10 protein-coding genes are annotated in these 12,498 nt (G+C 65.7%); 4 read left to right on the top strand and 6 right to left on the bottom strand.

Annotation, left to right across the window (positions count from 1 at the left end; translation table 11 throughout):
• Positions 1 to 142 precede the first annotated feature (142 nt).
• From ABD679_RS09135 to ABD679_RS09145, 3 genes are read right to left on the bottom strand one after another with little or no spacing between them, the layout of a single operon-like run.
• On the bottom strand, positions 143 to 523 hold the full coding sequence (locus tag ABD679_RS09135) for a response regulator (protein ID WP_344759668.1): 381 nt from the start codon (positions 521 to 523) through the stop codon (positions 143 to 145).
• 10 nt (positions 524 to 533) lie between these two features.
• Entirely contained in the window at positions 534 to 974 is a 441-nt protein-coding gene (locus ABD679_RS09140; protein ID WP_344759669.1) for a response regulator, read from the bottom strand.
• Entirely contained in the window at positions 971 to 2,770 is a 1,800-nt protein-coding gene (locus ABD679_RS09145) for a sensor histidine kinase (protein ID WP_344759670.1), read from the bottom strand. Before ABD679_RS09145 ends, ABD679_RS09140 begins: the two co-directional genes overlap by 4 nt.
• A gap of 241 nt (positions 2,771 to 3,011) precedes the next feature.
• Here ABD679_RS09145 and aceE point away from each other — a divergent pair, with 241 nt between their 5' ends.
• The 3 genes from aceE to yjdN all read left to right on the top strand — a co-directional run bounded on the left by aceE (position 3,012) and on the right by yjdN (position 9,635).
• Positions 3,012 to 5,702, top strand: coding sequence for a pyruvate dehydrogenase (acetyl-transferring), homodimeric type (gene aceE, locus ABD679_RS09150; protein WP_344759671.1), 2,691 nt, complete (start codon positions 3,012 to 3,014; stop codon positions 5,700 to 5,702).
• 190 nt (positions 5,703 to 5,892) lie between these two features.
• Positions 5,893 to 8,982, top strand: a complete 3,090-nt coding sequence (locus tag ABD679_RS09155; RefSeq protein ID WP_344759672.1) for a DUF3427 domain-containing protein — start codon at positions 5,893 to 5,895, stop codon at positions 8,980 to 8,982.
• 224 nt (positions 8,983 to 9,206) lie between these two features.
• Complete coding sequence (yjdN, locus tag ABD679_RS09160; RefSeq protein WP_344759673.1) at positions 9,207 to 9,635, top strand: VOC family metalloprotein YjdN; 429 nt, start codon at positions 9,207 to 9,209, stop codon at positions 9,633 to 9,635.
• Positions 9,636 to 9,663: 28 nt separating this feature from the next.
• Here the strand turns inward: yjdN and ABD679_RS09165 are convergent, their stop codons facing one another.
• Together ABD679_RS09165 and ABD679_RS09170 are read right to left on the bottom strand one after the other, a co-directional pair.
• On the bottom strand, positions 9,664 to 10,011 hold the full coding sequence (locus ABD679_RS09165; RefSeq protein WP_344759674.1) for an antibiotic biosynthesis monooxygenase family protein: 348 nt from the start codon (positions 10,009 to 10,011) through the stop codon (positions 9,664 to 9,666).
• Positions 10,008 to 10,352: an NIPSNAP family protein gene (locus ABD679_RS09170; RefSeq protein ID WP_344759675.1), complete on the bottom strand. Its 345-nt coding sequence runs from the start codon at positions 10,350 to 10,352 to the stop codon at positions 10,008 to 10,010. Before ABD679_RS09170 ends, ABD679_RS09165 begins: the two co-directional genes overlap by 4 nt.
• A gap of 252 nt (positions 10,353 to 10,604) precedes the next feature.
• Between ABD679_RS09170 and ABD679_RS09175 the strand changes: the two genes are divergently transcribed.
• Positions 10,605 to 11,282: an ArsR/SmtB family transcription factor gene (locus ABD679_RS09175; RefSeq protein WP_344759676.1), complete on the top strand. Its 678-nt coding sequence runs from the start codon at positions 10,605 to 10,607 to the stop codon at positions 11,280 to 11,282.
• An 84-nt stretch (positions 11,283 to 11,366) separates the two neighbouring features.
• On the opposite strand, the gene ABD679_RS09180 is transcribed toward ABD679_RS09175, so the two are convergent.
• Positions 11,367 to 12,478 (bottom strand): IS3 family transposase gene (locus tag ABD679_RS09180; RefSeq protein ID WP_344759677.1). Its coding sequence is split into 2 segments (ribosomal slippage): positions 11,367 to 12,226 and positions 12,226 to 12,478, totalling 1,113 coding nucleotides; the frame shifts between segments, so codons are not numbered across the junction.
• Positions 12,479 to 12,498 lie beyond the last annotated feature (20 nt).

Genomic DNA, 12,498 nt, shown 5'->3' on the forward strand with positions numbered 1-12,498 from the left:
CCAAGCACGGGCCAGATGCGGCTTTGGTCCCTCCACCCCGACAGGCAACAACATACAAGCGGCTTCAGCCGCGAGCTTTTGGCTTGCCGGGCACCGTGGCAAAAAGCTCGCGGCTGAAGCCGCGCCTACAAGGGCTTCGGACTCAGCTCCCCAACAACGCCCTTACCAGCGTCGGCAACGCATGCAGTTCATGCTTGAGCAGCACGCCGTCCGCATCCGGGAGGTCGGCGTCGTCCTCCAGCGCACCGGTCAGGAACACGAAGCGCGCCGCGGGCGCGCGTTCGCGCACGATGGCCAGGGCGTGCGTGCCGTCGAAGCCGGGCATGTTGAGGTCCGACAGCACCAGGTCGGGCGCGGGGCCGTCGAGGGCGGCGCGCAGCGTGGCTTCGCTGTCGGCGAGGGCGCAGTCGGCGGCAATGCCGGCGTGGCGCAGTTCGATCATCGTCAGTTCGGCGTCGTCGCGGCTGTCGTCCACCAGCAGCACGCGCCAGCGCCGGCCAGCCGGCGCATCGGAGGTCGTCATGACCCGGTCCTCAGACGTCCTCGGGGGCCTCGTTGAACACCGCCCAGAACTTGCCGAGCGTCTTGACCGCCTCGAAGAACTGGTCCACGTCCACCGGCTTGACCACGTAGGCGTTCACGCCCAGGTCCCAGCTGCGGGCGAGGTCGTTCTCCTCGCGCGAGGACGACAGGATCACCACCGGCAGGCGCTTGAGGTGGTCGTGCTGGCGCAGCTGGGTGAGTACTTCCAGCCCGTCCATGCGCGGCATCTTGATGTCCAGCAGCAGTACCGCCGGGTCGCCCTCGGGGCGGTCGGTGAAGCGTCCGCGGCGCAGCAGGTAGTCCAGCGCGTCGACGCCGTCCTCCACGTGCACGATCGGGTTGACCAGGTGCGCGTCGCGCAACGCGTCGATCGCCATCTCGGCGTCGTGCGGGCTGTCTTCTGCAAGCAGGATGGTGCGGATTGTGCTCATGTGTTCGCCGTGCTCTTGCCGGTGGGTTCCAGCGTCGCTGGAAGGGTGAAGTGGAACGTGGCGCCCTTGCCGGGTTCGGATTCTGCCCAGACCCGGCCGTCATGGCGCGTGATGACGCGCTTGACGCTGGCCAGGCCGATGCCCGTGCCGGAAAACTCCGAGGCCGCGTGCAGGCGCTGGAACACGCCGAACAGCTTGCCCGCGTAGGCCATGTCGAAGCCGGCGCCGTTGTCGTGGATGGTGAACCGGTGGCTGCCGTCGGAATCGTATTCATGGGCGACCGTGATCACCGCCGGCTCGCTGCGCACGCTGTACTTGACCGCGTTGCCGAGCAGGTTCAGCCACACCTGCCGGATCATGTTCTCGTCGGCCACCAGCACCGGCAGCGTGCCGATCTCCCAGTGGATGACGTGGTCGGGGTTCTCGGCGTGGGCGTTGGCGTCGAGCATCGAGCGGGTGTCGTGCACCATCGACTGCAGGTCCACCATCTGCAGGCGCAGCGCGCTGCGGCCCAGGCGCGAATACACCAGCAGGTCGTCGATCAGCGCCGACATCCGCCGCGCGGAACCGGCGATCACGTCCAGGTAGTGCCGGCTTTTTTCGTCGATGTCGTCGCCGAGCTGCCGCGCCAGCTTGTCGGAGAAACCGGCAATGTGGCGCAGCGGCGCGCGCAGGTCGTGCGAGACCGAGTAGCTGAACGCCTCCAACTCGCGGTTCACGTCCGAGACCTGCTCCACCTTGCCTTCCAGCTGGCGGTTGAGCGTGCGGATCTGCTGCTCGCTGGTCTTCTGCGAGGTGATGTCGCTGGCGGTGACCAGCACCGCGTCGTCCTCGGTGTCGGGCAGCTCCATCCGGCGCGCATTGACCAGCATGATGCGTTCGAAGCCGTCGGCCGTTTCCTGGGTGCGCTGGAAGTCCCACAGCTCGCGGTCGCGCGCGATCACGTCGCCCAGCCGGCGCAGGGTTTCCGCGTCGTCCCAGGCGCCTTCGCCGACCTGCGCCAGCGGCCTGCCCGTCGCGTCGTCCTCGACGCCGAACAGTTCGGCGAAGGCGGCGTTGTACATCACCACGTTCAGGTCGGCGTCGGCCAGCACGATCGGCTCACGCACCGTGTCCAGCATCACCGCCGCGCGCGCGCTGGCGCGGCGCGTGGTGCGCTCGGCCTGCAGGCGGCCGGCGATCTGGCGGGTGGCGAAGTACGTCACCGTGCCCAGCAGCGCCAGCTGCGCCAGCACCGCGCCCCAGCGCAGGAGCTCGGTGCGCTGGCGGATGGCGTCGGCGGTGGCCGTGCGCTCGGCCAGCAGCGTGCGCTCGGCGGCGACGATGTCGCTGGCGATGCCGCGGATGGGGTAGCGCGACACCAGCGCCTCGATGCCGGCGGCATCGGCGGTGCCGGCGAGGATGCGGTCGACTTCCTGCGTCCGCAGCGCGACGTTGGTCCGCAGCTGGCCGATCCGCACCTGCTGCGCGGGGTTGTCGCTGGTCAGCGCCTGCAGGGTGTCCAGGGCGGGGTCGATGCGCTCGCGGCTTTCGGCGATGCGCTGGCGCAGGTCCGGCGCGCGCACGTCGGCGGCGACCGCCAGCGCCACGGTTTCGACGTTGCGCAGGTCATAGGTCAGCTCATAGGACTGCGCCTCGACCTGCTGCGAATGGTTGACCTGCTCGGCCGCCGCAATGCTCTCGAGCGAGGCCATGCGCAGCAGCACGGCCGGCACCACCACGATCAGGCCGACCGCCAGCAGCAGCAGCGCCAGCCGCCACTTCTGCATCGGTTCGGGTGCTTGGACTACGCGCATTGGGCTGGCCCGGGCGGGAAAAAAAGCGAACGCCCCATGCGCCCACGGATCCCCCAGCACACGATCATGGCCGCGGCGCCGTACGATGGCAACCGCGGCGCGCGCGGCCCCGCCGGGGCGACCTTGAAGGCCCCGCCGCGGGAACGCTGCGTACGGCCGGCGAAGCGGGTCGCCCTGATAGAATGGAAGCTCTAATCCACGACCACTGCGCGGCCAGCGGGCCGCGGCGGAGCGCGCCCCCATGAACTGGCTCAACGAAGTCCTCAACAACGATCCCGACCCGGCCGAATCCCAGGAGTGGATCGAATCGCTCAAGGCCGTCATCGACCACGACGGCCCGGCGCGCGCGCACCAGCTGCTCAACGGCATGGTCGAGCTCACCCGCCGCGCCGGCGCGCACCTGCCGTTCGCGCCGACCACCGAATACATCAACACCATCCCGCCCGGCCAGGAGGCCAAGTCCCCCGGCGACGCGCAGATGGAATGGCGCATCCGCTCGCTGATCCGCTGGAACGCGATGGCGATGGTGGTGCGCGCCAACCGCAAGCCCGGCGACCTGGGCGGCCACATCGCCACCTTCGGCTCGTCCGCCACGCTCTACGACGTCGGCTTCAACCACTTCTGGCGCGCGCCCAGCGACGAGCACCCCGGCGACCTGCTCTACATCCAGGGCCACGGTTCGCCGGGCGTGTACGCGCGCTCGTTCATGGAAGGCCGCATCACCGAATCCCAGCTCGACCACTTCCGCATGGAAGTCGACGGCCGCGGCGTCAGCTCCTACCCGCACCCGTGGCTGATGCCCGACTACTGGCAGACGCCGACCGTCAGCATGGGCCTGGGCCCGATCGCCGCCATCTACCAGGCGCGCAACTTCAAGTACCTCGAAAGCCGCGGCCTGATGCCGAAGTCCGACCGCAAGGTCTGGTGCTTCCTCGGCGACGGCGAGACCGACGAGCCCGAGAGCCTGGGCGCGATCAGCGTCGCCGGCCGCGAGGGCCTGGACAACCTGGTCTTCGTCATCAACTGCAACCTGCAGCGCCTGGACGGCCCGGTGCGCGGCAACGGCAAGATCATCCAGGAGCTGGAAGGCAACTTCCGCGGCGCCGGCTGGAACGTCATCAAGACCATCTGGGGCAGCTACTGGGATCCGCTCCTGGCCCGCGACACCAGTGGCAAGCTGCGCCAGCTGATGATGGAAACCGTCGACGGCGAATACCAGAACTGCAAGGCCTTCGGCGGCGCCTACACGCGCGAACATTTCTTCGGCAAGTATCCCGAGACCGCCGCGCTGGTCGCCAACCTGTCCGACGCGGACGTCTGGCGCCTCAACCGCGGCGGCCACGACCCGCACAAGGTCTACGCCGCCTACCACGAGGCGGTGAACACCCAGGGCATGCCCACCGTGATCCTGGCCAAGACGGTCAAGGGCTACGGCATGGGCGCGGCCGGCGAGTCGCTCAACCCGACCCACGGCACCAAGAAGATGGACGACGAGGACGTCAAGGCGTTCCGCGACCGCTTCCAGATCCCGGTCACCGACGAGCAGCTCAAGGACGGCCAGATCCCGTTCTATCACCCGGGCGAGAAGTCGCCCGAGATCGAATACATGCTCGAGCGCCGCAAGGCGCTGGGCGGCTTCCTGCCGCAGCGTCGGCGCAAGGCCACGCAGTCGCTGGAAGTGCAGCCGCTGCAGACCTATGAGCGCCTGCTCAAGGACACCGGCGAGCGCGAGATCAGCACCACGATGGCCTTCGTGCAGATGCTCAACATTGCACTCAGGGACAAGAAGGTCGGCCCGCGGCTGGTGCCGATCGTCGCCGACGAGGCACGCACCTTCGGCATGGAGGGCCTGTTCCGCCAGATCGGCATCTACGCCCCGCACGGGCAGAAGTACAAACCGGTCGATGCCGACCAGCTGATGTACTACCGCGAGGACGCGGCCGGGCAGGTGCTGCAGGAAGGCATCACCGAGGCCGGCGCCTTCGCCAGCTGGCTCGCCTGCGCCACCAGCTACAGCACCAACGACCTGCAGTTGCTGCCGTTCTACATCTACTACTCGATGTTCGGCTTCCAGCGCGTCGGCGACGCCGCCTGGCAGGCCGGCGACATGCGCGCGCGCGGCTTTCTGCTCGGCGCCACCGCCGGCCGCACCACGCTCAACGGCGAAGGCCTGCAGCACGAGGACGGCCACAGTCTGGTCCAGGCCGGCCTGATCCCCAACGTCCGCGCCTACGACCCGACCTTCAGCTTTGAGGTGGTGACCATCGTCCAGCACGGCATGCAGCGCATGCTCGCCGAACAGAAGGACGAGTACTGGTACGTCACCCTGATGAACGAGAACTACAGCCACCCGGCCATGCCCGAAGGCAGCGCCGAGGGCATCATCAAGGGCATGTACCTGTTCAAGGACGCCGGCAAGCCGAAGAAGGGCGAGCATCGCGTGCAGCTGATGGGCTCCGGCACCATCCTGCGCGAAGTGATCGCCGCGGCCGAACTGCTCGACAAGGACTTCGGCGTCACCGCCGACATCTGGTCGTGCCCGAGCTTCAACGAACTGGCCCGCGACGGCCAGGACGTCGAACGCCACAACCGCTTCCACCCCGAAGCCAAGGCGCCGCGCAAGCCCTACATCACCCAGCAGCTCGAAGGCCGCCAGGGCCCGGCCATCGCCGCCACCGACTACATCCGCGCCTACCCCGAACAGGTGCGCGCCTTCGTCCCGATGCACTACACCGTGCTCGGCACCGACGGCTTCGGCCGCAGCGACACCCGCGCCAACCTGCGCCGGCACTTCGAGGTCGACCGCTTCCACGTCGCCCAGGCCGCCATCGCGGCGCTGGCGGCGGACGGCAAGATGACGGCGAAGGATGTTTCGCGGGCGATCAAGCTTTACAAGATCGATACCGACAAGCCGTATCCGTTGTATGCCTGAGGCGAGCGGAATACAGAACCGGGAAGGGCGGCCACATGGCCGCCTTTCTCGTTCTCTGGAGTAAGAATTATTCTGGGGTGCGCCGGCGGACACTATGGCGCAGCTTGCCGAATAGCCACAGAAGGGCAGGGCGCATTTCGTGGCGGCGTGCCGGAGAGATTCGGGCCTGAACCAGTGCTAGCCTGGCGACATGAGCGAACTTCAGCGCGGATTGTACGAGCAGCTTGTCACCGAAGCACTTGAGGCGCAGCTCAGTGAGCTAGACGTCAAGTACAAGAGCTTGCGCGGTCAACTCCATGGCGAAGAAGCGGCTGATCGGATAGCGCTTCATCTTGGAGCGGTGGTTCGCCGCATTATTTCGGGGCTCGATTCCCGGGAGCGGGCCAGCGTCGGCCTGAAACTCGCCAGACAGATCGTTCATCTGCTTGATTCTGCCGGTGGCGCGAACGATTCAACGGATGCACCTTCTCCAGCAGGCGACGTTCTCCAGGCAATTGCGGCGCTGCAGCCTGATGGCACGCCCGAGCGCATACCGCTCCCGGCAACCCCCTTGCTGGATACCACCCTGTTGACCAATGCACCGGGCGAGCCGCGAATTGGATTCCAGCTCCGGTCTGAAGTCCCGTCCGCCGACCGCATCGATATCCTGATGGCGTTCGTCCGTCGGTCCGGCATCCAGCCCCTACTGGATCTTTTACGGCAGCACAAGGACGCAAGCCGCCCGCTGCGGCTGCTGACGACCACGTACACAAATTCGACAGAGCTGACCGCGTTGCAGGCACTGCGGGATCTTGGTGCCGATATCCGCGTTTCCTATGACACCTCTATTACGCGCTTGCACGCAAAAGCGTGGCTGTTTCATCGTTCGTCTGGCTACTCGACGGCCTATATCGGCTCTTCCAATCTGACCCACTCAGCGCAAGTGACGGGGCTGGAGTGGAATGTGCGAGTTTCAGGAGCTAGAAACCCTGACGTCATCGACAAGTTCTCGGCTGTGTTCGACAGCTATTGGAACAATGTCGATTTCCGGCCTTTTGACGAAGCCGAATTCCGGGATCTGACGCAGACGCCCACCAGCGGCCCGCGCATTTACCTCAGTCCCGTGGAGATCCGCCCCGAGCCATTTCAATCCCGGCTTCTGGAGCAGATCGAGCTCTCACGACTGCAGGGGCGTCACCGCAATCTGCTGGTCTCTGCCACAGGCACCGGAAAGACCGTCATGGCGGCACTGGATTACCAGCGCCTGCGCGCACGCCTGCCGCGCGCACGCCTTCTCTTCATTGCCCATCGCAAGGAAATCCTTGAGCAGAGCCTGGCGACGTTCCGTCATGCCCTGCGCGACGCCGCATTCGGCGAACTCTGGGTCGGCGGTAATCGCCCTATCGCGTTTGATCACGTTTTTGCTTCGGTGCAAAGTCTGACTGCTGCCGGCATGACTCATATCGAGCCCGATCATTTCGACGTGGTCATCATCGATGAGTTCCACCATGCGGCGGCAAAGACCTATCAGGTGCTTCTGGACCATCTCTGCCCAATTGAATTGTTGGCGCTTACAGCCACTCCCGAGCGCAATGACGAAGCGCCGATCCTGCAATGGTTCGATGGCAGGATCGCGGCCGAGCTGCGGCTGTGGGACGCCATCGAGCAGCATCGCCTGTCGCCATTTTCCTACTACGGAATCAGCGATGGCATGGATTACCGCAGGGTGACATGGCGACGTGGGAGCGGCTATGACCCGCAGGAGATGAGCAACCTGTTGACCGGTGACCACGCTCTCGCTCGATTAATCATTTCGAACGTCGGCAACGTTGTCCCAAATCCAGATTCGATGCAGGCGCTCGGATTCTGCGTCTCGGTGGCACACGCAAGGTTCATGGCGGACCAGTTCAACGCCTCTGGGCTGCCGGCAATGGCTGTCTGGGCAGACACGCCTGCAGGACAGCGACGCGATGCACTGCAGGCCCTGGCTGCTGGTGACCTTCGCGTCGTGTTCTCCGTTGATTTGTTCAACGAAGGAGTGGATGTCCCGTCTGTCGACACACTCCTGCTGTTGCGCCCCACGGACAGTCCGACGATCTTCCTGCAGCAGCTTGGCCGCGGCTTGCGCCGTGAAACGGGGAAATCCGTTTGCACGGTCCTTGATTTTGTTGGTCAGCACCGCAAGGAGTTCCAGTTCTACCGCAGGTTTGGTGCACTACTCAACGGCAGCCGAAAACAGGTGGCGAAGCAGATTGAGAGCGGATTCCCGTTCCTTCCCAGTGGTTGCCATATGCAGCTTGATGCCGTGGCCACGACAACCGTGCTCGACAACATCCGTCTGAGTCTGCCGTCAAAGTGGCCCGCCAAGGCGCGTGAGTTGAAGCGGATCGCGGAAACGACCTCAGATCTCACTCTCAAACGGTTTCTAGAAGCGTCAGGGCTTGAACTTGAGGACGTCTATTCCGGCAGTCACTGCTGGTCCGACCTGCTTGAAGCAGGCGGAGTCCTTACGCTCCCCAGCGGCCCGGAGGAGCGCACGCTTCGGCGTGCACTGGGGCGACTTCTTCACCTGGATGACAGTCTGCGAATCAATCAGTATCGAAGCTTCGCCCAAGCTGCCCAACCACCCAGCATCGATGCGATGGATCTGCGTACGCGACGACTGTTCCACATGCTGGCGACGGTACTGACCGAAAGCGCCAACACCAATGACGCGATCCTCGATGTGGCGGCATCCATGATTTGGAAGCATCCACAGGTCCTGGCGGAACTTGACCAGTTGATGGAGGTGCTTGCCGAACGCATCGACCATGTCCAAGCCCCGCTATCGACACATCCCGATGCACCCTTGTACGTCCATGCCCGCTATACCCGGCGGGAGATCCTTGCTGCATTTGGTGCCGGGACAACTCTGAAGGTGCCCGAATGGCGTGAAGGCGTGCGCTGGCTACCGGATGTAAATGTGGATTTGCTGGCGTTCACCCTCGACAAGGCCAGCGGACATTTTTCTCCCACCACCCGATATCGAGACTATGCGATCAGTCGCGAGCTGATCCACTGGGAAAGCCAGTCCAATACTCGTTCTGACAGTCCAACCGGCCGGCGCTACCAGCAACACGACGGAAACGGGAGCGCAGCGCTGCCGTTTGCGCGCCTCACCGCTGATGACAGGGCGTTCTGGCTGCTGGGTCCGGCGACCTATGTCTCCCATGAAGGCGAACGACCCATGGGAATCACTTGGCAACTGGATCATCCGCTGCCGGGAGATCTGTATGCACGGTTTGCTGCTGCGGTTTCATAGCGGCTTCCCAGAACTGGTCAGATTCAGTTTCGGTCGGCGGGCGAAGAGTCCATCAAAACCTCGCGCTTCGGGAATCACCTGAGCCCAAAGGCTCGCGGCTGAAGCCGCTCCTACAGGGGCAGGGGCGCGGTTGGGGTGCAATGTCGATTCCGGGGATGCTGGTTCGTCGTCCTTCCGTAGGCGCCATGGTGGCGCCGCCTTTCCACCCAGAAGCGAGGTTCACCATGTCCATCCAGCCCTATCTGTTCTTCGAAGGTCGCGCCGACGAGGCGATCGCGTTCTACGGCAAGGCGCTCGGCGCCGAGGTCACGATGCGGATGACCTATGGCGAGTCGCCGCAGGGCGATAGCGAGTGTCCGGGCGGGATGAAGCTGCCGGCCGACAAGGTGATGCATGCCGGGTTGCGTATCGGCGGCACCGAGCTGGGGCTGTCGGACGGGATGTGCAGCGGCAAGCCGGACTTCAAGGGCTTCTCGATGACGCTGGTGTGCGACGACGATGCCGATGCGAAGCGCCGCTTCGAGGCGCTGGCCGACGGCGGGAAGGTCGACATGCCGCTGGCGGACAGCTTCTTCGCCTCGTCGTTCGGGATGCTGGTCGACCGCTTCGGCCTGGGCTGGATGGTGATGGTGCCGAAGGTGCCGGGGGGCTGACGCCTCCGCCCCCTGCGACGATGACGCGTCAGGCGCCGTGCGCCTGGCGCGAATCGGCGGGCGCGTGCTGCCGGTCCCGCATGCCGTAATCGCGTAGCACCTGCGCCACGCGCAGGCGGTAGTCGGCGAAGATCGCGCGGCGGCCGGCGTCCTGCGCCTGGCGATGCGCTTCGGTGTTGCGCCATTGCCGGACGGCCTCCTCGTCGCGCCAGTACGACATCGACAGCAGCCTGCCCGGTTGCGAGAGGCTTTCGAAGCGCTCGATCGACAGGAAGCCGTCGATGTCCGCAAGCAGCGGCCGCAGGCGCTCTGCGGCACCGAGATAGTCGGGTTGGCGCCCGGGCTGCAGGGTCAGTTCGAAGATCACCGCGATCACGGCGACATCTCCGCGTCCGCGTGCAGGCCGAAGGCGCCGTCGACGATTTCGAGCCAGCTGCGCCGCTCGCGCAGGATGAAGCGCTTCTCGTGCGCGGAGCGCAGGTTGTCGCGGCCGGCGGGATCGGATTTCATCCGCGCCCGATAGGCTTCGTAATCGGCGAGGCTGTCGAACGCGACCAGCCCCCAGGCGATGTCGTTGCTGCCTTCGTGCGGCAGGAAGTAGCCGACCAGGTCGCCGCCGCAGCGGGGAATGATCCGCCCCCAGTTGGCTGCGTAGGTCGCGAAGGCGTCGCGCTGGAAGGGGTCGATGCGGTATTGGATGAGGCAGGCGATGCGCATGGGTTTCGGTCCTTGGGCGCTTGCCGGGTTTGCGGTTCCGTGCGCCATTCCGCTTGGCGGGTGGCGGGTGGAGTCCTGGCCAGGCAGTGCCGTTCGTTCCTTGCTCCTGTGTTGTTGGGGATCATTGGGTCGGCAGCTGCCGTGCGCGCAGGTCGTCGACCGGGTTCATGGCGCCATGGTCGTGTTTGCCCGGGGCCGATGCTTCGGTCAGGATCGAAGCATCGTGTATCGCCTACCGCGCAGGATCACGGCATGGACACCTCGGCCAGCTTCAATCGCATCGCGGCGCTGATCGGCGACCGCACGCGCGTCGACATGCTTGCCGCGCTGATGACCGGGCGTGCGTTGACGGCGACCGAACTGGCCGACCATGCCGGCGTTGCACGGCCAACCGCCAGTACGCACCTGTCGGCATTGACCGGTGCCGGCCTGCTCGTCGTGGAAAAGCAGGGGCGGCATCGCTACTTCCGCCTCGCCAACGAGGATGTGGCCGGCATGCTGGAAGGCCTGATGGGCGTGGCCCACCGCATCGCCACCGCGCCCGTGCAGACCGGTCCGGTCGACCCCGCGCTGCGGCAGGCACGCGCCTGCTACGACCACCTCGCCGGCGAATGGGGCGTGCGCATCCACGACAGCTTCGTGCGCCGCGGCTTCCTGCGGCTGGAGCCCGACGCGCTGCAACTCACCAGCGCCGGCCGCCGCTTCGTTGCGGATGCGGGCATCGATGTCGATGCCCTGCTGCGGTCGCGCCGGCCGCTGTGCCGCGCGTGCCTGGACTGGAGCGAGCGCCGGCACCACCTGGCCGGTGCGCTGGGCGCGGCGCTGCTGGCGCGATACTTCGAACAGGGCTGGCTGCGCCGCCGGGCGCACTCGCGTGCGCTGATCGTCACTGCGCGCGGGCGGCGCGGGCTGGAGGCGTTCGTCGAATAGCGGACTGGTGGAAGAACCGGGGCGTTTCCAAGGTGGGCGAGGAGCTCGCGGCTGAAGCCGCTCCTGCAGGCGTAAGCTTCCCCGTCAAGCAGACATTTCAAAAGTAGAACTTCCGGCGGCTTGTCGGTACTCGACCGGCGTCATGTCGCCGAGCGAGTCATGGGGACGCTCCTCGTTGTACTCGAGCATCCACCAGTAAGCCGCCTCGCGCACATCATCGAGGCGGGCGAACAGGTGCTGGTCCAGGACCTCCTCACGGAAGGTCCGGTTGAAGCGTTCGATGTAGGCGTTCTGGTTGGGTTTTCCGGGCTGGATGTACCTGATGGCCATCCCGTGGAGCTTTGCCCATTGCACGAAGACCTCGCCCAGGAACTCCGGACCGTTGTCCGTGCGCAGGACCTGCGGCAGGCCGTGGTCGCGCTTGAGCTGCTCAAAGATGCGGACCAGGCGCGTGGACGAGATCGAGGTGTCGACCTCGATGTGCAGCGCCTCGCGGTTGAAGTCGTCGACCACGTTGAAGGTCCGGAACCGGCGACCACACGCGAGCGCGTTAGCCATGAAGTCGGCCGACCAGACGGTGTCTGGAAGGCGCGGCACGTACAGCGGCACGCGTTCGCGCTTGGGCAGCCGCTGCTTGGCCTTGCGACGTAGGTTGAGCTTCATGGCCTTGTACACCCGGTAGATCCGCTTATGGTTCCAGTCCGGCCTTGCACGGCGCAGGACCTTGCAACACTTCCAGAAGCCGCGGCTCGGGCGATTCTCGACCACCTCTGTCAGAGCCGCGACGATCTCGGCATCCCGTACCGTCCAGTGCACCGGCGGCTGGTACCACGCTGCCCGCGAGAACCCAGCGCACTCACAGGACCGGCTCAGGGGCCGTGCGTGCACCTCGACCAGGTACCGCACCGCCTCGCGCTTCTGCTCCGGCCCTACAGTTTTTTTGCGATCAGGTCCTTCATCGCCGCGTTGTCGAGCGCCAGCTCGGCGTACATCCGCTTGAGCTTGGCGTTCTCGGCTTCCAGATCCTTGACCCGTCGCAGCTCCGAGGCCTCGAGCCCGCCGTACTTCGATTTCCACTTGTAGTAGGTCGGAACGCTGATGCCGGCCTGCCGGCAGATGTCCTTGACGGGCACGCCGGCGTCGGCCTGCTTGAGGATCGAGACGATCTGGGTCTCGGTGAAACGGGACTTCTTCATGCAACCTCCTGGCTGGGGAA

Source organism: Luteimonas lutimaris, assembly GCF_039537065.1.
GTDB classification, from domain to species: domain Bacteria; phylum Pseudomonadota; class Gammaproteobacteria; order Xanthomonadales; family Xanthomonadaceae; genus Luteimonas; species Luteimonas lutimaris.